General features: G+C 68.8%; 18 protein-coding genes. 9 read left to right on the top strand and 9 right to left on the bottom strand.

The window, feature by feature from the left end; genetic code table 11:
* Positions 1-69: 69 nt before the first annotated feature.
* Together lipA and lipB are read right to left on the bottom strand one after the other, a co-directional pair.
* Positions 70-1,071 (bottom strand): lipoyl synthase, encoded by a 1,002-nt coding sequence (gene lipA / locus ACILRJ_RS14320; RefSeq protein WP_395683882.1) that lies wholly within the window; start codon positions 1,069-1,071, stop codon positions 70-72.
* Positions 1,068-1,754: a lipoyl(octanoyl) transferase LipB gene (lipB, locus tag ACILRJ_RS14315; RefSeq protein ID WP_395683881.1), complete on the bottom strand. Its 687-nt coding sequence runs from the start codon at positions 1,752-1,754 to the stop codon at positions 1,068-1,070. The genes lipA and lipB overlap by 4 nt, the downstream gene beginning before the upstream one ends.
* 148 nt (positions 1,755-1,902) lie before the next feature.
* On the opposite strand from lipB, the gene ACILRJ_RS14310 reads away from it, so the two are divergent.
* A complete protein-coding gene (locus tag ACILRJ_RS14310; protein ID WP_395683880.1) occupies positions 1,903-3,939 on the top strand; it encodes a hypothetical protein in 2,037 nt (678 codons plus the stop codon).
* A gap of 107 nt (positions 3,940-4,046) precedes the next feature.
* Here the strand turns inward: ACILRJ_RS14310 and ACILRJ_RS14305 are convergent, their stop codons facing one another.
* Positions 4,047-4,337: a DUF493 family protein gene (locus ACILRJ_RS14305; protein ID WP_395683879.1), complete on the bottom strand. Its 291-nt coding sequence runs from the start codon at positions 4,335-4,337 to the stop codon at positions 4,047-4,049.
* A 242-nt stretch (positions 4,338-4,579) separates the two neighbouring features.
* On the opposite strand from ACILRJ_RS14305, the gene ACILRJ_RS14300 reads away from it, so the two are divergent.
* The 3 genes from ACILRJ_RS14300 (at position 4,580) to ACILRJ_RS14290 (ending at position 7,362) form a co-directional block, all read left to right on the top strand.
* Positions 4,580-5,824: an aminotransferase class I/II-fold pyridoxal phosphate-dependent enzyme gene (locus tag ACILRJ_RS14300; RefSeq protein ID WP_395683878.1), complete on the top strand. Its 1,245-nt coding sequence runs from the start codon at positions 4,580-4,582 to the stop codon at positions 5,822-5,824.
* 65 nt (positions 5,825-5,889) lie between these two features.
* Entirely contained in the window at positions 5,890-6,531 is a 642-nt protein-coding gene (locus ACILRJ_RS14295) for an SGNH/GDSL hydrolase family protein (protein ID WP_395683877.1), read from the top strand.
* Between the two features lie 228 nt (positions 6,532-6,759).
* Positions 6,760-7,362 carry a C40 family peptidase gene (locus tag ACILRJ_RS14290; protein ID WP_395683876.1) on the top strand — a complete coding sequence of 201 codons (603 nt, stop codon included), beginning with the start codon at positions 6,760-6,762 and terminating at the stop codon, positions 7,360-7,362.
* 9 nt (positions 7,363-7,371) lie between these two features.
* Here the strand turns inward: ACILRJ_RS14290 and ACILRJ_RS14285 are convergent, their stop codons facing one another.
* Positions 7,372-8,010, bottom strand: a complete 639-nt coding sequence (locus tag ACILRJ_RS14285) for a glutamine cyclotransferase (protein WP_395683875.1) — start codon at positions 8,008-8,010, stop codon at positions 7,372-7,374.
* A 30-nt stretch (positions 8,011-8,040) separates the two neighbouring features.
* On the bottom strand, positions 8,041-9,261 hold the full coding sequence (locus tag ACILRJ_RS14280) for a helix-turn-helix domain-containing protein (protein ID WP_395683874.1): 1,221 nt from the start codon (positions 9,259-9,261) through the stop codon (positions 8,041-8,043).
* A 137-nt stretch (positions 9,262-9,398) separates the two neighbouring features.
* Here ACILRJ_RS14280 and ACILRJ_RS14275 point away from each other — a divergent pair, with 137 nt between their 5' ends.
* The 3 genes from ACILRJ_RS14275 (at position 9,399) to ACILRJ_RS14265 (ending at position 12,020) form a co-directional block, all read left to right on the top strand.
* Positions 9,399-10,196 (top strand): DUF899 domain-containing protein, encoded by a 798-nt coding sequence (locus ACILRJ_RS14275; protein ID WP_395683873.1) that lies wholly within the window; start codon positions 9,399-9,401, stop codon positions 10,194-10,196.
* Positions 10,197-10,223: 27 nt separating this feature from the next.
* Positions 10,224-11,006 carry a DUF2182 domain-containing protein gene (locus tag ACILRJ_RS14270; RefSeq protein ID WP_395683872.1) on the top strand — a complete coding sequence of 261 codons (783 nt, stop codon included), beginning with the start codon at positions 10,224-10,226 and terminating at the stop codon, positions 11,004-11,006.
* A 69-nt stretch (positions 11,007-11,075) separates the two neighbouring features.
* Entirely contained in the window at positions 11,076-12,020 is a 945-nt protein-coding gene (locus tag ACILRJ_RS14265; protein WP_395683871.1) for an aldo/keto reductase, read from the top strand.
* 177 nt (positions 12,021-12,197) lie between these two features.
* Here the strand turns inward: ACILRJ_RS14265 and ACILRJ_RS14260 are convergent, their stop codons facing one another.
* Positions 12,198-14,024 (bottom strand): hypothetical protein, encoded by a 1,827-nt coding sequence (locus ACILRJ_RS14260; protein ID WP_395683870.1) that lies wholly within the window; start codon positions 14,022-14,024, stop codon positions 12,198-12,200.
* 313 nt (positions 14,025-14,337) lie between these two features.
* Between ACILRJ_RS14260 and ACILRJ_RS14255 the strand changes: the two genes are divergently transcribed.
* A complete protein-coding gene (locus ACILRJ_RS14255; RefSeq protein ID WP_395683869.1) occupies positions 14,338-15,906 on the top strand; it encodes a winged helix-turn-helix domain-containing protein in 1,569 nt (522 codons plus the stop codon).
* On the opposite strand, the gene ACILRJ_RS14250 is transcribed toward ACILRJ_RS14255, so the two are convergent.
* From ACILRJ_RS14250 to ACILRJ_RS14240, 3 genes are all read right to left on the bottom strand, one after another.
* Complete coding sequence (locus tag ACILRJ_RS14250) at positions 15,881-17,017, bottom strand: serine hydrolase domain-containing protein (protein ID WP_395683868.1); 1,137 nt, start codon at positions 17,015-17,017, stop codon at positions 15,881-15,883. The genes ACILRJ_RS14255 and ACILRJ_RS14250 overlap by 26 nt on opposite strands.
* Positions 17,018-17,191: 174 nt before the next feature.
* Positions 17,192-17,929 carry a class I SAM-dependent methyltransferase gene (locus ACILRJ_RS14245; protein WP_395683867.1) on the bottom strand — a complete coding sequence of 246 codons (738 nt, stop codon included), beginning with the start codon at positions 17,927-17,929 and terminating at the stop codon, positions 17,192-17,194.
* Positions 17,916-19,112 (bottom strand): DUF3419 family protein, encoded by a 1,197-nt coding sequence (locus ACILRJ_RS14240; RefSeq protein WP_395683866.1) that lies wholly within the window; start codon positions 19,110-19,112, stop codon positions 17,916-17,918. Before ACILRJ_RS14240 ends, ACILRJ_RS14245 begins: the two co-directional genes overlap by 14 nt.
* Positions 19,113-19,499: 387 nt before the next feature.
* On the opposite strand from ACILRJ_RS14240, the gene ACILRJ_RS14235 reads away from it, so the two are divergent.
* Positions 19,500-20,303, top strand: a complete 804-nt coding sequence (locus tag ACILRJ_RS14235; protein ID WP_395683865.1) for a UDP-2,3-diacylglucosamine diphosphatase — start codon at positions 19,500-19,502, stop codon at positions 20,301-20,303.
* Positions 20,304-20,497: the final 194 nt, after the last annotated feature.

Raw genomic sequence — 20,497 nt, 5'->3', positions numbered from 1 at the left:
TGCCGTACACGGATGTACGGTTTTTTCTTTCGCGGAAGGGACTCCGCGTGAAGTACTGCCTTCTTTACCTCAGGCGACCTGAACGTATCCGGCGGCGTGCGCCATCTGGTCGGCGTGGTACGACGAGCGCACCAGCGGGCCCGAGGCGACATGCTGGAAGCCGATCCGGTAACCGAGTTCCTCGATCGCCTTGAACTCCTCCGGGGTCCAGTAGCGCAGCACCGGGTGGTGGTGCGCGGTCGGCTGCAGGTACTGGCCGATCGTAACCATATCGACATCGTGCATGCGCAGATCGTTCAACGTTTCCTCGACCTGTTCCAACGTCTCGCCGAGTCCGAGCATGATCCCGGACTTCGTCGGCACATCGGGGTGCTGCGCCTTGAAGCGCTTGAGCAGGTCCAGCGACCAGTCGTAGTCGGCGCCCGGGCGCACCTCGCGGTACAGCGCGCGCGGCGTTTCGAGGTTGTGGTTGAACACGTCCGGCGGCTGCCGGGCGAACACCTCGAGCGCGCGTTCGACGCGACCCTTGCCGCGGAAGTCCGGGGTCAGGATCTCGATGCGGATGTCGGGATTCTCGAACCGCACCGCCTTGATGCAGGCGGCGAAATGTTCGGCCCCGCCATCCCGCAGGTCGTCGCGGTCGACCGAGGTGATGACGACGTACTTCAGCGCCATGTCGCGGATCGTGCCGGCCAGGTGCGCCGGTTCGAGCGGATCGGGCGGCTTCGGCCGGCCATGCGCGACATCGCAGAAGGAGCAGCGGCGCGTGCAGACCTCGCCGAGGATCATGAAGGTCGCGGTGCCCTTGCCGAAGCATTCGTGGATGTTCGGGCAGGACGCTTCCTCGCACACGGTGACGAGGCGGTTCTCGCGCAGCTTCGCCTTGAGCTTGGCGACCGCGTTGCCGGGCGGGATGCGCACGCGGATCCAGGACGGTTTGCGCAGCATCGGCGCTTCGGCGAAACCGGCGCGATTGCGCGCGATCTTGTCCTCGCCGAGTTGCTTCGCATCCTGCGCGTGCAGGGGCGACTGGTCGACGACGGTCAGGGGAATGGTCTTGGGTTCGCTCATGCGGGCTGCGCGACGCGCAGGGCATCGCCGGTCGGAACGCGGGGGAATTCGGCGGCGGCGGGCGTGGCGTCCAGCCCGAACTGGCGCGCCAGTTCGCCGATCAGGATCGCTTCCACCGCGGCGAGCGATCCCGGTCCGCCCAAGTCTAGCACCTGGGTGACGGCCAATCCCTGATATCCGCACGGATTGATGCGGTGGAACGGCTCGAGGTCCATCGCCACGTTGAAGGCGAGTCCATGGAACGAACAGCCGCGCCGCACGCGCAGGCCGAGTGCGGCGACCTTGGCGTCGCCGACATACACACCCGGGGCGCCGTCGCGGCGCGCGGCGACGATGTTCCAGGTGTCGAGCGTGTCGATGATCGCCTGCTCGATCCGCGTGACCAGCTCGCGCACGCCGATCTTCATCCGGCGCAGGTCGAACAGCGGATAGGCAACGATCTGCCCGGGACCGTGGTAGGTGACCTGGCCACCGCGGTCGACCGGCACCACCGGAATATCGCCCGGCAGCAGCACGTGCTCCCACTTGCCGGCCTGGCCGAGCGTGAACACGGGATCGTGCTCGAGTATCCACAATTCGTCCGGCGTTTCCGGCCCGCGCGCGTCGGTGAACGCCTGCATCGCGCGCCAGACGGGTTCGTAGGGTTGCCGGCCGAGGCGGCGGACGAGGACAGGGACGGACATTCGGGATCACATGGGGATGGCGGGCCGGGCGCGCAATGCAGGGACCGGACGACTGTCGCGTGCCTTGCAGGATGCCCCGGATCGACTCCGGAATGCCGCAAAAGCGTTGCTACACTGGCATATCGGGACTTGGGCGAAGGAGATCGTCATGCGTACCGGATCCAGGTGGAAGATCGTACCCGTTCTTATGTCGGCCGCGATCACCGTGCACGCTGCGGATGCGCCGCCGTCCGTCGACGACGCCGACGCGATGATGTCCCGCTACAAGCAGGCGCAGATCGCATTGTTCGATGCTCTGCGCAGCGATCCCTCACCGGCCCGGCAGGTCCTGGCCGGCCGCCTCTACGTCGACGACGACGACACCCCGAGCGCGCTGCGTCCGAAGAGCGCCGATGTCGTCGCGCGCGCGGCCGGGCTGGCGCCCGACGACGCGTTCGTGCAGTGGCTCGCGGCCGACGTCGGCAGCTACTACAGCAGCAAGTGCGGCCCGACCCGCTGGCCCGAGGCCGAAGTCGCGAACCTCGTGCGCCTCGAACCCGACAATGCGGGCGCGCTGCAGTACGCCGCCGCACTCGCCCATGCCAGGGGCGACCAGGCCGGCGTCGACGATGCACTCGCGCGCATGGCCTCGGCGCGTCGCGCCGACGACCACCTGGGTGACGAGATCGCGGCCTGGGCGCTGGCGTACATCGCGCACCCCGTCGCGTCGCCATTCGACGAAACGAGCGGCGAGAGTGGCAAGAGCGATGCTTCGCCGCAATCGAACGCACTCGCGAGCGCGCTGCAGCGGACCGATTTCCGCTCGTCGCCGGCCGAATCCGCGCTCGAGGAATCCTGCAAGCCCGCAGCGGACAGCGATCGGACCTGGCAACGCCTCGGCTGGTGTGCCGATGCGGGCGTGTTGCTCGCCACGCGCGGCAACAGCTTCAACCTGCGCGAGCTGGGCCTGAAGATGCTTGCCGCCGCGGGCGCCACGCGCGATGACGTCGCCGACCTGCAGCGCCAGCTCGACTGGCTCAAGGCAAATGCCGCCAGCCCGATGCAGAACGGCGCGGCGTTCACCGACGCGCCGGCGGACCGGGCCGCCGACTGGAACGGCGCACCGAGCGAGATTGCCGCGACCGAACGACGCCTCAAGCGCCTCGGCAAGCCGTTGGCGCCGCCAGCGGGATGGATGCCTGCGAACGACGAAAGCGTGGAAGACCCGGACCAGAAAGCGGCCCGCCAGACCTGGCAGGACTACGTCGAGTCCGTGATCAACGACCTTCGCGGCAGCAGCGACGCGCGCGAACGCGCGACCGGGCTGGCTGCCGCCAGGCGCACGAGCGAATTGTCCGCGGGTGGCGCCGCGAAGACACCGGGCGGTGGCGATGCCCCGGCGAACGTCGACGCACCTGCAAAGCTGGCCGATCTCGCCGCGGCAAACCCCGGCGACCTCTTGCTCCAGTGGATCGCCGCGACGCCTACCGACGGCAAGCGCGACGCGACCGCGCTCGCGAACGTGCAGCGTCTCGACAAGGACAACGCGGCCGCTTGGGCGTTGTCGCTCGACGATCCCGCCGTCGACGTCGGCGAAACGCTGCAGCACATGGCCGCCAGCCATCGCTACGACGAGCATTCATCGGAAATCATCCGGATCTGGCTGGCCGCGGTGAAACGCCATCCGGTCCCGGCGGAGACGCTCGATGGTGTGCGTGCACAGTCCCCGCAATGGAATTTCTCGGGCGAGGACATTGTGGCGAGCACGGCGGTGATGCTGGCGGCGATGACTTCGGTCGAGGCTTCACCCTACACCGGCCTCCTTTCCGCCTGCGCGACAGCAGACGCGCAGCGCAAGCCCATGTGCATCGCGACCGCCCGCCTGCTGTTCGACAGCGGATACTCGACCACGACGGTGATGATCGGAGAAATGTTGCTGCGCAAGCTCGATGCCCTCGGACCGGACGACCAGCTGCGCGCGCGCAGGTTGGCGTGGTGGACCGAAAGCCAGATGTCGATTTTCATGACTGGCGATGCGCTCAGCCAGTATCTGCGCGACACGCTTTCGACCGGCAGCGAAATCGAGGCGCTGCGCCTCGCGGCGACGCGCGCCGGCAAGGCCGAGCCGCCCGCGGACTGGAAGTCCCCGAGCGAAAAGGCCGCTGCGAAAGCCGAAGCGCGCAAGGCAGCGGCAGCGGCGCATTGATGCGACTTCACCCGGGGAGCGGGTGCGCACCCGACGCCAGGCGGAGCAACCGCCGAAGAGCATCGCGGCACCCGCCGCTCCCGCAAAGAGCGCGGTGACAGCCGCGCCTACAAGGTCCAGCGGATGTCCGGATCCGCGCGCAAGGCCGCATGCGCGGCGTCGTACTTCTCGCGCGACGGACAGGTGAAGCTGAGCGCGACCGATACGTAGTTGCCTTCGCGCGACGGGCGCACGCGCACCGATCCGGCGAGCACGGCGAGGCCGATGCCTTCGATGAGGCGCGGGACCTTCTGTTCCAGGCCGGCCGTGGCGCTGCCCATCGCGGTGATTTCGAACAGGCCCGGAAACTGGAAGCCCTGCTGCGGATTCTGGGGCTGGATGCTGTCGAGGTTCTTCATGTCGTGACGCCCGAAAAGCGAAGCGCCGCGTTCGTCGCGGCGCTTCAGTGAAGCACGAAATAGGGGTGGCACGCCGCTTTTCAACGCGCCGCATCCACCGCACTCGCGGCACGGGCATTTTCGGGCGGGTTGCGGACGAATAGTGGCTCCGTTCGGGCATTTCGCATTCCGTGCGCGGATCGCGTGCGATGCAGCAAGGGCGCTGCTAGGATCGTGCCGCTACGCAACGGGTGGAAGGGTCGATGCAGAACACGACGGTCGCAGTCAGCCGCCGGCTTGACGAAGTGCGTTACGACATCCGCGGTCCGCTCAGCCGGCGCGCGCACGAACTGGAGGCCGAGGGCCGAACCATCCTGCGCCTCAACATCGGCAATCCGGGCCTGTTCGGTTTCCGCGTGCCGCAGCACCTGCGCGACGCGATCTCGGCGGCCCTGCCGAAGAGCGAGGCGTACTGCCACCAGCAAGGCCTGCTCGAAGCGCGCGAAGCGGTCGCCGCGCAGCATCGCCGCAACGGCGCCGAGGCCAGGGCCGAGCAGGTATTCATCGGCAACGGCGTCAGCGAACTGATCGACCTCAGCCTGCGCGCGCTGCTCGATGCGGGCGACGAGGTGCTGGTGCCGGCGCCCGACTATCCGCTGTGGACCGCGGCGACGCGCCTCAACGGCGGCGTGCCGCTGCACTACCCGTGTCCGCCCGAACGCGCGCACCTGCCCGACCCGGACGAGATCGAGGCGATGATCACGCCGCGCACGCGCGCGCTGGTCATCATCAATCCGAACAACCCGACCGGCGCGGTCTATCCGCGCGCGCTGCTGCTCGCACTGGTCGAGGTAGCGCGCCGGCACGGCCTGGTGCTGCTCTGCGACGAGATCTACGACAGCGTGCTGTACGACGGTGCCACCTTGACGCCGCTGGCGCCGCTTGCCGGCGACACGCCGTGCATCAGCTACGGCGGCCTGTCCAAGGTGCACCTCGCCTGCGGCTACCGCGTTGGCTGGCTGTCGCTGACCGGCAGCGACAAGCGTGTGCACGACCTCGTGCGCGCACTCGACCTGCTTGCGAGCCTGCGCCTGTGCAGCAACGTCACCGCGCAGTGGGCGATCAAGCCGGCGCTGGAAGGACCGAACGAGATCGGCGCGTTGACGCGTCCGGGTGGCCGCCTGCACGCCGCGCGTGCGGCGATCGTCGAGGCGGTCGCGCGCAGCGAATTCCTGCACATGGTCGCGCCGCAGGGTGCGCTGTACGCATTCCCGGGCGTCGACAGCGGCCGCCTCCCGGGCTTCGACGATGCCGAATTCGCTCTCGACCTGCTCGAACACGAACAGATCATCCTGGTGCCGGGATCAAGCTTCAACATCGCCGCACGCAACCACTTCCGCCTGACCCTGCTGCCCGAGCCCGCGGTGCTCGCCGACGCACTCGCGCGCATCGAACGGCAGCTCGAGCGCACCGCCGAGCGCGCCGGCGCGAAGCGCCGCGTCGCGTAGGGGCGGCCCCGGGCCAAGGCTGAAAGCATCGCGGCTGAAGCCGCTCCTGCCGGACGTGCATTGCCATGAACCCAGCCACCTTCCTCGCCCTCGGCGACTCCTACACGATCGGCGAAGGCGTCGAAGCGGACGAGCGCTGGCCGGCGCAGCTCGCGCGACGGCTCGGCGCGCTCGGCGTCGCCGTTGCCGAGCCATTGGTCGTCGCGCGCACCGGCTGGACCACCGACGAACTTTCTGCAGCGATGGACGCAATGACGTTGGCGCCGCCGTACGACCTCGTGACCTTGCTGATCGGCGTCAACAACCAGTACCGCGACCGCCCGCTCGCCAACTACCGCGACGAGTTCGCCGCGCTGCTCGGGCGCGCCTGCGGCCTGTCGCGAACCGGCGCACGCGGGGTCGTCGTGGTGTCGATCCCCGACTGGGGCGTGACGCGCTTCGCCGCGAGTCGCGACGCGCAAGCGATCGCGCTCGCGATCGACGCCTTCAACCGTGCCGCGCAGGACATCACCGCGGCAGCCGGCGCCGCCTTCGTCGACGTGACCGCGGCTTCGCGCGAGGCGGGTGATGCCGCGGCAATGCTGGTCGGCGACGGCCTGCATCCATCCGCCGCGCAATACGCACTCTGGACCGACGAAATCCTGCCGGCCGCACACCACGCGCTGCTGAGCGGAAAAGCAGCGGCAGCGGAGCAAGCTCCGCTCTAGGCTGGGCGCGCGCATCGCGGTTTTTGCGCGCGCTGTCCGTCGGCCCGGTCGCAGTCGAAAGCGGAACTGGGTCACAGAATCCAGGCCAATCCCCGGTTTTCTTAACGCCAGCCAAACAACTCCCCGAAAGTCCTTTGCTACCGTGGCCCTTCCACGGGGGTGGGCTTGAACGACAGCGCGCCCCTCTTGTCTGCGATTCCGGAGCGCCGCCGAATGCCATTCCAGCGAATGACAGCCCTGATTTTGTTCGCTTTTTCAGCGATCCAGGGCACCCAGGCCATGGCCGTCGGTGCGCCCGGCATCGACCTTCGCGCCTGGCACATGGAGGCGGATTCGGCGATCGCCTCGACCGCACTGCCCGCCTCCGGCACGCTGGAACTCTCGAATTCGCGCCCGACCCTGCTCGACGCCGCTTCCGGTGCGGTCAATCCGATGACCGGCGGCTCGCACCTGCGCAAGCTGCTCGCCGATTTCTCGATGACCCTGCAGAACATCCGCTACCGTCGCGGCGGGCGCGACCCGAAGTCCGGCTTCGATTGCAGCGGCTTCGTCCATTACGTCTTCAGCAAGAGCGTCGGCGCCGACCTGCCGTCCGACTCGGCCAGCCAGTACCGCTACGGCAACAATGTCGCACGCGCGGACATGAAGGTCGGCGACCTCGTGTTCTTCAAGATCCGCGGCCAGCGCATCTCGCACGTCGGCATCTATCTCGGCGAAGGCCGCTTCATCCATTCGCCCTCCACCGGCAAGACCGTCAGCATCAGCCGCCTCGACGAGGCCTACTGGTCCCATCGCTTCGCCGGCGCCAAGCGCCCGAACGTCCTGTCCTGAGCGCAGGCTTCAGTCGCGCCGCGGCCGGCGCACGACCCTGACCTTTCCGCTCTCGCCGCCGCCGCAGAAGAATCGGTCCGCGCCGTCGGATTCGAGCCCCGATACGCCCACACCGGCGGGCATCTCGATGCGCTCCAGTACTTCGCCCGAGCCCGGCTCGATGCGCCGCAACTCGCTTTCGTCGCCTTCCCAGGTGGCGTGCCAGAACTCGCCGTGGACCCAGGTTACACCGGTGACGAAGCGGTTCGATTCGATCGTGCGCAGGATTGCACCGGTTTCAGGGTCGATCTGGTGGATCTTGCGCTCGCGGTAGTGTCCGACCCACAGCGTTCCCTCGGCCCATGCGAGCCCCGAATCGCCGCCGCCGGCAGGCGCCGGGATCGACGCTAGGACGGCGCCGCTGTGCGGATCGATCTTGTGGATGCGGTCCTCGGCGATCTGGAACAGGTGGCGTCCATCGAACGCGGTGCCCGCATGCGCGGCGACATCGATCGAGCGCCGCAACGCGCCGCTGTCCGGATCGATCGCGCGCAGCGCATCGCCAGCGGCGAGCCAGACGTCGTGGCCATCCCAGGTCACGCCACCGACGCGCTCGACCTCGGGGAAGGGGCCGTATTCGCGGATGATCTGCGCCGCGGATGTCTTCATGTTCGCTTCCTCGTTTGGGATCACGCCACACTAGCCGCTCGCGAACGGCATGGGGAGTAACAAGGTGGTCGTGAATCCGACCGCGGGCGGCGTCATCCAGCGACGCGCCCGACCTTGGCCGAACGCCTGCGCCTTTCCGCTTGCCGCGAGCACGCCGAGCGCACGCTGCACGTTGCGCTGGCTCTCGCCGAGTGCAAGCGCGAGCGCCGAACTCGACCACGACTCGCCATCGGCAAGCAACGCGAGCACCGCCGCATGCGCTTCGTCGAACGGCTGGGCGAGCACGACGACTTCGCTGCCACCGCGCGGCACCAGCACGAAGCCGCGTGGCGTCGCGCTCACGCCCGCGAGCCCGCGGATCATCGCGCGCAGCCGGCCCAGCTCGACGCGCAGGCGCGCGCGGTGCGACTCGTCCGCGGATTTGGCGCGGAATGCGCGCGCGACGAGCACATCGCGCGCGACGTCGCCCGGCCACGACTCGGCCAGGGAACGCGCGAGCGCGAAAAGCACCGGTCGCCGCGCGAGCGGGATCAGCGTGCGCGAAACTCGCACCGCATTGCGGCACGCATCGACGACGAGCGTATTCGACGCCAGCAGATCCTCGACTTCATCGAGCCGCAGCAGCCGCTCGGTGCCGCGCGTGATGCGGCGTGCCGCCGGCACATCGAGCACTGCGCGGGCGCCATCCACTTCCGCGAGCAACGCGGGAATCCCGGCTGCGCGCGCAGCGCGCGCGGCACGCTCGAGCGCGGCGTGCGCCGCCTGCGTGTGCAGGCGACGCAGCGCGATCCCCGCGGAGACGAGTTCGAGCCCCGCGCGCGAAGCGGCCGGCAATGGCGCGGGATCAAACCCGGCGAGCGCGCGCTCGGCCTCGTCGAGCTGTCCGACGAGCAGCAGACGCCGCACCTGCAGGTAACGCGCGTGCGCGGCGTTCGCGGGGTCGGCGTGCGCTTCCAACGTCGCACGCGCGGCCTCGAGCGCCCTGGTCGTCCAGTTCAGTTCGCGCGAGACGAGCGCGATTTCAGCCTCGGCGACGACGCAACGCGCACGCGCGAGCGACTCCCTCGGCACGAATGCACGCGCGGCAGCGCGCAACAGCGCCTTCGCGCGCGCGAGGTCGCCGAGCTGGGCCATCGCGATGCCGCGCAACGCGAGCGCCGCCGCGTCGTCGCGCAGCGCGACGCGCTTGAGTGCTCCGAGCGGATCGCCCATCGCGAGCGCGCGGCCCGCGGCGGTGATCAGCGAGTCCATCGGGCGCGGTTCCTCAATCGCGACACACTTGTCACTCCCCGGGTTCGATGCAGCGCTCCTAATCTAGCTCACCCGCACCGAGCGGCGTGTCGCACCCAAGGCGGCAGGCACAGGTGAGCCCGACCGGAGTATCAATCATGGGAACGCACACGATCGCGACACGCGAACAAGGGCTGCAGGCGCGCCTCGCGCTGCTCGACGCCGAGAAGGACCTCGTGCGCCGCAGCGACGAACTCGCGCGACGGCGGCAGGCCCTGCCGTGGGTACGCATCGACAAGGACTACCGTTTCGAAACCGACGCCGGCAGTGCCACGCTCGCGGAGCTGTTCCGCGGGCGCTCGCAACTGCTCGTCTACCACTTCATGTTCGGACCCGACTACAGCGCGGGCTGCCCGTCATGCTCGTCGATCGCCGACGGCTTCGATGGCTTCGCCGTGCACCTCGAGAATCACGATGTCGCGCTGACCGCGATCTCGCGCGCGCCGTTCGCGAAGCTCGATGCGTTCAGGCGGCGCATGGGCTGGTCGTTCCCGTGGGCGTCCTCGTTCGGCAGCGACTTCAACAACGATTTCGCGGTCGCGTTCACCGAGCAGCAGCAGCGCGACGGCGGCATCGAGTACAACTACCGCGGCGAAGCACCGATGCAGCCGCCGCTGGCGGGCAAGACGGTGCAGCAGTGGCAACTGCGCGGGCAGGAAGGACCGGTCGCGCAGATCGCGGCGAGCACCGGCACCGATGTCGCGACCTACACGCGCGATCGCCCGGGCCTGAGCGCGTTCGTGCTCCACGACGGCTTCGTCCACCACACCTATTCGACCTACGCGCGCGGCCTCGACGGCCTCTGGGGCATGTACCAGTGGCTCGACCGCGCCCCACTGGGCCGCAACGAGACCGGCGTGTGGTGGCGCCGCCACGACGAGTACGGTCGGCGCTGAGCGGCATCGCGGGCGGAGATCGCGCCAGTGTCGAACGAGCGTACTGCCAAACGCCGCTTCATCGCCGCCTGCACGTTCCTGTTCGCGCTCAGCGCCACGGCCACCGTGCTTGGCAGCCTGTCGATGCCATCGCGCGGCATGCCGATGCCGGGCGGCTGGACCATGTCGATGGCATGGATGCGCATGCCGGGCCAGGGCACGTTCGGGTTCGTCGCCATGTTCCTTGGCATGTGGACCGTCATGATGACCGCGATGATGCTGCCGTCGCTGGCGCCGATGCTCTGGCGCCAGCGCGTTGCCGCCATTCACGCCGGCGCCTCGCATACGGGCCGGTCCACGCTTCTGGCGGGCGCCGGATACCTGTTCGTGTGGAGCCTGTGCGGACTGCCCGTGTTCGCACTGGGTGTGCTGCTCGCGTCGATCGCGATGCGGTCCCCGGCGCTCGCGCGTGCGGCACCGCTCGCAGCGGTTGCCGTCGTGTTGCTCGTCGGCGCCTTGCAGTTCAGCCAATGGAAGGCGCGGCATCTTGCGTGCTGCAGGCCGGAATCAGTCTGTGCGTGCATGCCGGACGAACCCGCCTCGGCATGGTGGCATGGCGTACGACTCGGGCTGCGCTGCTGCCAGTGCTGCGCCGGATTGACCGCGGCGCTGCTCGTCGCCGGCATCATGGACCTCCCGGCGATGGCGCTCGTCACGCTCGCCATCAGCGCCGAGCGTCTCGCATCCGACGGACAACGCGTCGCCCGCGCGGTTGGCGTGGGCCTCCTTGGCGCGGGCATGCTGCTGCTTGCGCACGCGGTCATGGCCTGAGCGGTCCGCGCTACAGGATTGCCGCCCGGCACCCGGGCATGCAGGATGCGCGTTTCGACGGAGCATCCGATGAACCAACGTCCCCTCGGCCGATCCGGCCTTTCGGTCGCGCCGCTCGCGCTCGGCGGCAACGTGTTCGGCTGGAGCGCCGACAAGACCGCGTCGTTCGCCGTGCTCGACGCCTTCGTCGACGCCGGCCTCGACCTCATTGATACCGCTGACGTCTACCCGGCGTGGGTACCCGGAAACCGGGGCGGCGAGTCCGAAGCGATCATCGGCGAATGGCTCGCGCGCAGCGGCAAGCGCGAGCACGTCACGATCGCGACCAAGGTCGCGAAGTGGTCGCCGCGACGCGGCCTGTCGCCGGCGAACATCGCCGCTGCCGCCGACGAATCGTTGCAACGACTGGGCGTCGACACGATCGACCTCTACTTCGCGCACGAGGACGATCCCGCGGTACCGCTCGCCGACACCCTTGGTGCGTTCGCGCGCCTGATCGACGCCGGCAAGGTGCGCGCGATCGGCGCCTCCAACTACAGCGCAGCGCGCTTCGCCGAAGCGCTCGCGATCAGCGCCGGGCAGGGGCTGCCGCGCTACGAAGTGCTGCAGCCCGAATACAACCTGGTTTCCCGCAAGGATTACGAAAGCGGATTCGAATCCCTGGTCCTGCGCGAGCAGGTCGGCGTGGTCTGCTACTACGCGCTCGCGAGCGGCTTCCTCACCGGCAAGTACCGCAGCGAAGCCGATCTCGGCAAGAGCGCTGCGCGTGCAGGTGCGGTCGGCAAATACCTCAACGGTCACGGCCTGCGCGTGCTCGCGGCGCTCGACGACGTCGCGAAGCGCCACGGCGCCACGCCCGCACAGGTTGCGCTCGCCTGGCTCATCGCACGCCCGGGTATCAGCGCGCCGATCGCCAGCGCGACGACGCCGGGGCAGATCGCAGAACTCGCGGGTGCGACCACGCTCGCGTTGTCGAAGGATGACCTCGCCCGCCTCGATCTGATCGGCGACTGAGACGTGTCCTTCGCCTGTCGCCAGAGCCTCGGATCGAGTTGACTGTCTTGCGCGCCGTGACTTTGAACGGGTTGGAATGCGCAAGCGGTTGCGTGCAATCTGCAACTCGGCCTCAGGCACCAGCCATAATTGCCATGCAACGCGAGGGTGGCGCGATCAACGCCGTCGTCGATCGGCTCAGGCGGCATCGAAACCGTTGGCGAAGATCGCATCGCCGGTCAGGCCGAAACGGCCGAAAAGGTCCGCGTCGTGGCCGTCGGCGTCGATCGCGCCGATATCGGCGCGGCGGCCGTGGCTGTCGTTGTCGGCGGGATCGCCGGCGTCGATGATCGGGCTCGTCGCGGCCGGTGCATAGCGTGCGCGGAATGCGGCGAGGATGCTCGACAGGGTCTGCGTGCGCTGCCACACCGCGCTCTCGTCGACCAGCGATTCGTACGGGTCGACGCGCGCGCCGCTGAACGGATCCGCGGCGAGCTGGCCGTCGCGGACGCCAATCGCGCCGGTGCCGCTCACGTCGTGCGCGGCGAAGCCGGGCGTCGCCCCTTCGGTCCAGCCGGTGATCGCGTAATTGTCGTGCGTGCTGTTGTCGGGCGAATGGAACGCGTTGTAGTCGACCGAACCGAAATTCGCCGACGTGCCGACGATGCGCGCGAGGCCCGGGCTGCCGTTGTCGTAGTCGCGCGAGTAGGTCACGAGGTTGTTGCGCAGGCCCGTCACGCGCGAGGCGTTGTCGACTTCGATCGTCGGCCCCGCGAAGTCGCCGTGCGGCCCGCCGCCATCGAAGGTGTTGTTGTAGAGCGCGATGCCGGTTTCGCCGCCGTAGAACCACACGCCCTGGTTGAGGTCCCCGCCGCCCTTCTCCGGCGCGAATACGTTGTGGTGGATCGACGCACCGTCATTCGCGCTGCGCAGCCAGGTGTGGCCGTAACCGTAGACGAGGTTGTAGCGGAATTCGCCGGCGAGGTCCTGCAGCGGCCACGAGCCGCCGCGGATGAGGTTGTGCTCTATCAGGATGCCGCTGCCGCTGGCGCCGCTGCACTCGTTGCAGGTGAAGGCGAGATTGAATCCCTGGCTCCAGCCGCCGCGGTAGTTGTGGTGGTCGTAGTTGCCGCGCACGACCATGTCCGAGCTGCCATCGACGAGGTACATCGTCGCGCGCGGTCCGATCAGGATGTTGCCCTGCGCATTGCCGTCGCCGCCGATGAGCCAGTGGCGCGTGTTGGAAAACACCAGTCGCCCCGCGCCGATGCGGTTGCCCTGGAAAGTCTTCTGCGCGCTGCCGTTGCCACGCAGCGTGACGATCGGCGACGCATCCGGGTCGGATGCGTCGAAACGCAACAGGTTGTTGGCGCGGAATTCCGAATCACGCACGAGCGCCGTTCCGGCAATCGTGAGGTCGAGCGCAGCGGTCGCTTCGAACACGGTCCGCTCGATGTCCACGCTCGCCGCGGCGCCGGCGATGCCGGGCGTCGCGTCGTTGCCGAGTCCGGTCACGAGGCTGTTGCGGATCACGACCGCCGCGCCGGCCGGATCGACGTGATGGCCGTGGCCGATGACGATGCGGTCCTGCCAGTCGATCGCGCCGCTGACGTCGGCGCCAAGCTCGAGCACGGCGTGGCCGCTCGGCAACGGATCGACCGTGATCGTGATCGATGCGCTGTCGAGCGTGCTGCCGTCGGAATCCGGCGGCGGCGCGTAGTGGCCGCGGACCCGCATCTGGTGCACGCCGGGCGCGATGCCGGTCACGCTGAAGCGGTAGAAGTCGATCGGGTCTGGATTCATCTGTGCGTTGAACACGGTCGTGCCAGGCACCGTCAGCTGGCCGGTCACGCTGTCGGTCTGCACGACGCCGTCGACGAGCACCTGCATCTGCGGCCACCCAGTCGGCGTGCCGCCACCGGAACACGTCGCCTGGCCGCCACCCGGCGGATTGCCGACCGTCTGTCCGCCCGGGCAGGCGATGATGCCGTGCCCGTTGTTGCTGTCGAACAGGTCGGCGAACACGATGACTGAACGCCGCCTCGTGGGCGCCGACGACGCGCGCGAGCAGCAGCGTGGCGACGAGCCCTGTGCGCAATCGGTTGTTCATCGTGTCACCGTCAGCCTGCGTCGGCACGCGATGCTCCGGCAGGCGACGAAGCGCAGTCGTCGGCAGGACCATCGCGCGAGCCCTCGTCGGTCGGTACCGATTCGACGCGATCGGGTTGCCGGCGACTGTCGCGAAGTTCTCGATTGCGCAGACCGCACGGCAGGGAGCGATGCCGTCGACCCCGGACGCTCACGTTATGATCGAGCTCCATTTCCCTTTCGTCGTCTCATGACCGCCGCACCGACGTACCGCCTCGATGACCTGCGCATCGACCTCGAGCGCCAGCGCGTCGAGCGCGACGGCGTAGTCCTCGACGTGGCGGGGCTGAGCTTCCAGCTGCTGCGCTTCCTGCTCGAAGCCGGCGACCGCGTGGTCGGATTCGACGCATTGATCGCGGGCGTGTGGGCACCGGCGGTGGTCAACGAGGAAACCGTGACGCAACGCGTGAAACTGTTGCGGCAGGCGCTCGGCGACGACGGGCGCAATCCACGCTACATCCGTTCGGTGCGCGGGCGCGGCTACCAGTTGTGCAGCGTTCCGCGCCTGGAAACGACGCCCGCCGACAATGTATCGGTGGTGCGTCGCGCGGCACCGCGCGCGCGCGCAGTCGCCGGCATCGCGATCGTGACCGTCGTCGCGCTCGGCGCCTACGCCTTGTACGCCGCGCGCGCGCGGGTACCGGTCATGGTCGATGCGCGCCTCGAACGCGCGCGCTACTACGCCGGCATCGGCCAGGCCGAGAACAACGATCGTGCGATCGCGCTGTACGAGGACGTGCTCATCGCCGCTCCGCGCGACGTCGCGGCAACGCTCGGGCTCAGCCATGCATTGAGCGCGCGCATGTGCCTGTACAACGGCAGTCCGGAGTCGGCCGAACGCGCACGCGAGCTCGCCCGGCGCGTGCTCGCGACGAGCCCGGACAACGCGCTTGCGCACGCGGCGCTCGCGTACGCCGACGACTGCCGCGGCGAGGTCGACGCGGCCATCGGTGAATACGAGCGCGCGGTCGCGCTCGATCCCGCCGGGCGTGACGATGCGCGCGCATCGGCGGCAAACCTGTATGTCGAGCGCGGCCGCCTCGCCGATGCGCTCGCCGCGAACGTGGTGGTCGAGCGCAACGGCACGCGCTTGCGTTTCCTCGACCTGCAGATCGCGCGCAACCTCGACCTGCTCGGTTTCGCCGCCGCGGCCGAGCGACGCTACGCGCGGATCTTCGAGCTTTATCCGGACAACGTGTTCGGCAACGTCGCCTATCCGCGATTCCTGTTCACCCAGGGCCGCTACGCCGAAGCCGAAGCCGCACTCGCGACGGCGAAGTCACGCCCTCTGCATCCGCAGGCGCATCTGCTCGCCGGCGAGCTTGCCCTGATACGCGGCGACCGCGCCGGCGCACTCGCCGCGTTCGAGCAGGCGGCGCGCCTGCGCCCGCACCAGAGTCTGCCGCGCGCGCTCGCGGACCTGTATGCCGCAACGCCGGATTGGCCGGCGCTCGCGCGGCGCGCCGACGAGATCGCGCGCGACGCCGGCAATAGTCCGGATGGCTGGATCGAAGTCGCGCAGCTGCGCGTGCAGGATCATGCAGGCGCCATCGATGCCCTGCGTCATGCGGTCGCGGGCGGCTTTCGCGATGCGGCGTGGCTGCGCGCGTCGCCGTTGTTCCGGCCGCTTGCCGACGACCCCGGATTCGCCGAGGTCGTCGATGCGATCGGTCGCGCGGTGGTGGCCGAGCGCGACAAGGTGCTCGCGGCGCCGTGGCTGCCGGCCGACCTCCTCAATGCGGCGTCGGCAACGCCTTGAGCACGACATCGCGGAACACCGCCTGCGACTGCGGGTGCGCATACGACTGGTTGTAGGCGCGACTCGTGATGACCGCGACCAGGCCGCGCTCGGGCAGCATGAATACGTAGTTGCCGCCGTTGCCGGACATCGCCCACACCGGCGTATCCTTGCCGTCGACGACGAAATGGAAACGCCAGAACAGGTAGCCGTATTCGGCATCGTCGCGTGCCTGCGCATGCGGCGTCAGCGCCGCGTCGATCCAGCGCGCGGGCAGCACCTGGCTGCCGTGCCAGCGGCCGCGGTCGGCGACCATCGCGCCGATCTTCGCGATGTCGCGGCTGCGGTAGCGCGTGCCGCCGCCGCCGATGACAGTGCCTTCGGGCGAGCGGTTCCACTGCGAGCGCGTGATGCCGAGCGGCTGCTCGAGCACGCTGCGCGCGAATCCGTCGAGCGGCTGCCGGGTCGCGCGCTCGACCACCGCGCCGGCGACGAACGCGCCGGCGGTGCAGTAGGCAAACGAGCGCCCGTACGGGCTTTGCGCCGGCGTGTGCATCCACGGCGCGAAACCCTTGATCGGCAACTCCAGCGCGTAGCGCAGCCAGTCTTCGGTGACGTACATGCGCTCTTCGTTGCCGGTCGAGAACGCGTTGTCGTCGTCGCATTCCCACAGCGAGCTCATCGTCAGCAGGTCCTCGAGCGTGATCGCGGCCTTGCGCGGATCGGGATGCGCGAGCGGGCGCTTGTCGGCGAAATGCGGATACACGCGCGCGTCGACGCCACGGATGGCGCCGCGTTCGATCGCGGCACCGACCAGCAACGCGGTCAGGCTTTTGCTCGCCGAGCGCATGTCGTTGAGGGTGTCGCGCGCGCCATCGCCGAAGTAGCGTTCGTAGACGAGGCGTTCGTGATCGACGACGAGGACGCTGGTCAGGCCCTTGGCCTCGTTGGTCGCGACGCGCCGCTCGAGTTCGCCGAAGAGGGCGGTGTTCCAGCCCAGCTGCGCGGCGTCGGCGACCGCCCAGCCATCGGAAGCCTGCTCCGGCACGCGATACGTCGGCGGCGCATCGGCGGCGCCGGCGGAACCGGCCGTCAGGGCGGTGGCAAGCAACAGGATTCGGAACGGGTGCATGGCGGACTCCACGGGAAGGAGTGCCGAGTCCAGCGCCGGCGCGAATGAAGTGCCGGAAAATCGAATGAAGAATTCTGAAGGCCGCGCTGTGGCGCCGCCGCTGGAGGATGAATCCTGCATCCAGCCACCAGGCTCCCGGGGCGCCAGCTCGACTTCGCCCACCACTGAACCGGATCAATCGGGCCCGAGACGACCGAGGAATCGATAGAACGGCACTCGCATCGCCGGCAGGTAAGGCACGCGCGCCGTCGATTCGACCACGGCATTGCGCGGCAGCGCGCGACACAGTTCCGGCAAGTGCTCCGCGCTGGGGCGAACGCCATCGTGCGCGAACCACCACGGCCAGAAGCGGCGCGTGAAAGCGGAGTGCTGCACGCGGCCGTCCTGCGCGCGCGGGGGCGAGACGTGGAAGTCGACCACGGCGAGCGTCCCGCCGGGCTTGAGCATCGCCACGGCGTTGGTGATCGCGGCACGCCAGTCGGGGATCATCGTCAACGCGTACGAGAGCATCACCACGTCGACCGGATGCCCTGGCTGCCAGTGCGTCGCGTCGGCTTCGATCGGGCGCAGCATCGGCAGGGTGCGGGCGCGCTCGCGCGCACGCAGCAGCAGCGGCGCGCACAGGTCGACGACGTCGTAGCGGGCGATACGCGCAATGCGTTCGGCGAAGTACTCGAGATTGCGACCGGTGCCGCCACCGAGCTCGACCACGTGCGCGTCGTGCGGCAGCGCTATGTCGGCGATCAGTTCGGCGCGACCCTGCAGCAGGCGCTCGCGGAAATGGTCGTAGTGCGTGGACTGCTTGCCGTAGAACGCAGCGAGCGCATCCGAGTGCGAGGCACGCCGCGGCATGCCGCGCGCGAGGCGCGCCAGCACGGCGGCATCGGCGCGCACCCGCTCAAGCCGGGACATCGGCGATCACGAAGCCGGCGTAGGTGTGCACGCGGTCGTGCGGCTGCAGGGCGTCCGCTTCTGCGTCCATGAAGCGGAATGCGTCGCGCAATCGCACGCCATCGGAGCCGATGCGGATCTCGTCGAGCCAGGTCGGGCGCGCATGCGCGCTGCGCATCAGGATGCGCGCGCCGGGCGCCGCGCGTGCGCGGATCGCCTCCCATTCCTCGACCAGTGCGGCGGGATGGTAGGAACTCATCCAGTCCATGTGGTCCAGCAGGACGAAGCGCGTGATCGGTCCGTCGTGCGCGCGCAGGAACTCGGTGACCGTCGTCGTATGCGGTTCGATGCAGTCGACGAGGCCCGCCTTGAGCCGCTCGAAGTTTTCCTGCTTCAGGTATTCGGGGCAGCAGTCTCGGCGGTAGCGGCCGGTCATGTAGACGTGCCAGAAGTAGTTGTCGGCCAGCGGCAACTGGCGGAACACGTATTGCACGGCACTGCGGATGAATCCGGACACGCCGTTCTCGTGCTGCGCCTCGACCAGGCGTCGCTGCGGACAGGGCACGCCGAGCAGGCTCATGACGAACTGCCGCGAGATGATCCAGTTGACCGGCTTGGTCCACAGGGCCGGCGCCACGCGGCGATCGTAGATCGTGCGCTGCTCGTCGACGTCGCGCGCAAGGAGCAGATCATCCATCGCGCGGCGCAGGCGCGGACGCGTCGCGAAGTACGCACGCACGCCACGCGCGACCGAGCCGGACAAACCGTGGAAGTAGAAGCTGCCGCGGCGGCTGGTGAACCAGTTCGTGCGCCGATCCCACCAGTCGCGCGCGAACGGCGACAACTGCTCGCGCAAGCGCGTGCGATACAGCTCGGCGAAGCGCGCGTGCCAACCCTCGCCGAAGATCGCGAAGAAGTCGTCAAAGCCGAGTGCGCGGATGCCGGCGATCTTGAGTTCGAGCAGGGCGTTCTGGCGCGGGTTCGCATCGACCGCGAAGATCCGGCGCGGCGCCTGCAGCGCGTAGTCGAGCGCGTTGCAGCCGGCGCTGGTGATGACCAGCACGCGGTCGTCCGCGCCGAGCGCAAGCGCGCGCCGATCGACCGCCGGGTCCTCCCAGCAGGTGTTGTATACCAGGCTGCGCGAATAGATCGCGTCGAAGATCTTCTGGTCGAGCTTGTCACGCAGGTTGGGAGTGGTCGACATCGCGCGGCTTCGTGGTGTTCGTGTGCGCACGCTACCCGCGGTGCATGACAGCCATGTTGTGGTCGCGTCGTTGGCGCACCGGTGCCGCACAACGTTCACATACTGCCGCCGCGCTCGCACACGACATCTGCGGCATCGCCCATGCTTGCGGCTGGGTCCACATGAACACCTACGACGTCAGCTATGCGTTCTGGGGCCTTTGGTGCAGGTCAACGACGCCACGGCCAACCCGTCGATCGTGGTGCGGTTCGGTTCGACCTACAACCTCTATTGCGGCTACCGCTCCGAAGGTTCCGGCGCGCGCGCTGTCACCCGCGCGTAACCCCCGCGCAACGCCCGCGAGACGCGCGCACCCGACACTGGCTGCGACCACCACGGAGATGCGCGATGACGCGGCTCTCGTATCGCAGCGTGTTCGTTTCGGACGTCCATCTCGGCTACGCCAGTTGCCGAGCCGACTACCTGCTCGACTTCCTGCGTTCGCTGCGCTGCGAGCGCCTGTACCTGGTCGGCGACATCGTCGATCTCGAGAACATGGCGAAGCGCCCATACTGGAACGCGCGCCATGGCGAGGTGGTCGCCGAAATCCTCGCGCTTGCCGCACGCGGGACGCGCGTCACCTACATTCCCGGCAACCACGACGCACCGTTGCGCTGCCTCGCCGGCCAGCGCATCGCCGGCATCGAGTTCGCGCTGAACGCGGTTCACGTGGGCGCCGACGGGCGCCGCTACCGGGTCAGCCACGGCGACGAGTTCGACGCGCACTGCGCGACGCCCCGCTGGCTGCTGCGCCTCGGCGACTCGCTGCAAGGCTTCGTCTGCGCCGTCAACCGGCGCTGCAACGCACTGCTGCGCCTGCTTGGCTGGCACTACCGCCCGCTGTCGATCTTGCTGAAGACGCGCGTCGGTGCCGCATTCCGTTTCATCCGCGAATTCGAACAGCGCGTCGCCGATGATGCGCGCGCCGGCGGCTTCGACGGCCACATCTGTGGCCACATCCACTACGCGCGCCTGCACGACCACGACGGTGTCGTCTACCTCAATGACGGCGACTGGGTCGAGCATTGCACCGGCCTGGTCGAGCACCACGACGGCACGTTCGAGCTGCTGCACTGGACCGAGCAGCGCCTGACCCTGGCGCGCCACGAGGCCTCCGCGCCGGTCTCGATGCCGTTGCCGGTGGCGGCATAAGGCGACTCGAGTCGCGATGCCCTCGGTCTTGTCGCCAGAACATCGCGGCCGAAGGCCGCTTGTGTCTGCACTTCGTCGTAGAGTCTGAGTGGAGAGCGATGTGCGGCACACCGACAGGCCGCAGTGTTCGAGCACGTGTGGGAGCCAGGGTGGCCGCACATCGACCTCGTCCGCAGCCCGAACAGTTGAACGAG

The organism is Dokdonella sp. (assembly GCF_044227025.1).
Classification (GTDB): Bacteria; Pseudomonadota; Gammaproteobacteria; order Xanthomonadales; family Rhodanobacteraceae; genus Dokdonella_A.
Note: the sequence above shows the minus strand (reverse complement) of the source record. Positions and strands in the feature narration are given on the sequence as shown.

Bases quoted from the DNA above. Each gene is read 5' to 3' on its own strand.
- lipA (WP_395683882.1), bottom strand. From the start codon at position 1,071: ATGAGCGAACCCAAGACCATTCCCCTGACCGTCGTCGACCAGTCGCCC.
- lipB (WP_395683881.1), bottom strand. From the start codon at position 1,754: ATGTCCGTCCCTGTCCTCGTCCGCCGCCTCGGCCGGCAACCCTACGAA.
- ACILRJ_RS14310 (WP_395683880.1), top strand. From the start codon at position 1,903: ATGCGTACCGGATCCAGGTGGAAGATCGTACCCGTTCTTATGTCGGCC.
- ACILRJ_RS14305 (WP_395683879.1), bottom strand. From the start codon at position 4,337: ATGAAGAACCTCGACAGCATCCAGCCCCAGAATCCGCAGCAGGGCTTC.
- ACILRJ_RS14300 (WP_395683878.1), top strand. From the start codon at position 4,580: ATGCAGAACACGACGGTCGCAGTCAGCCGCCGGCTTGACGAAGTGCGT.
- ACILRJ_RS14295 (WP_395683877.1), top strand. From the start codon at position 5,890: ATGAACCCAGCCACCTTCCTCGCCCTCGGCGACTCCTACACGATCGGC.
- ACILRJ_RS14290 (WP_395683876.1), top strand. From the start codon at position 6,760: ATGACAGCCCTGATTTTGTTCGCTTTTTCAGCGATCCAGGGCACCCAG.
- ACILRJ_RS14285 (WP_395683875.1), bottom strand. From the start codon at position 8,010: ATGAAGACATCCGCGGCGCAGATCATCCGCGAATACGGCCCCTTCCCC.
- ACILRJ_RS14280 (WP_395683874.1), bottom strand. From the start codon at position 9,261: ATGGACTCGCTGATCACCGCCGCGGGCCGCGCGCTCGCGATGGGCGAT.
- ACILRJ_RS14275 (WP_395683873.1), top strand. From the start codon at position 9,399: ATGGGAACGCACACGATCGCGACACGCGAACAAGGGCTGCAGGCGCGC.
- ACILRJ_RS14265 (WP_395683871.1), top strand. From the start codon at position 11,076: ATGAACCAACGTCCCCTCGGCCGATCCGGCCTTTCGGTCGCGCCGCTC.
- ACILRJ_RS14255 (WP_395683869.1), top strand. From the start codon at position 14,338: ATGACCGCCGCACCGACGTACCGCCTCGATGACCTGCGCATCGACCTC.
- ACILRJ_RS14250 (WP_395683868.1), bottom strand. From the start codon at position 17,017: ATGCACCCGTTCCGAATCCTGTTGCTTGCCACCGCCCTGACGGCCGGT.
- ACILRJ_RS14245 (WP_395683867.1), bottom strand. From the start codon at position 17,929: ATGTCCCGGCTTGAGCGGGTGCGCGCCGATGCCGCCGTGCTGGCGCGC.
- ACILRJ_RS14240 (WP_395683866.1), bottom strand. From the start codon at position 19,112: ATGTCGACCACTCCCAACCTGCGTGACAAGCTCGACCAGAAGATCTTC.
- ACILRJ_RS14235 (WP_395683865.1), top strand. From the start codon at position 19,500: ATGACGCGGCTCTCGTATCGCAGCGTGTTCGTTTCGGACGTCCATCTC.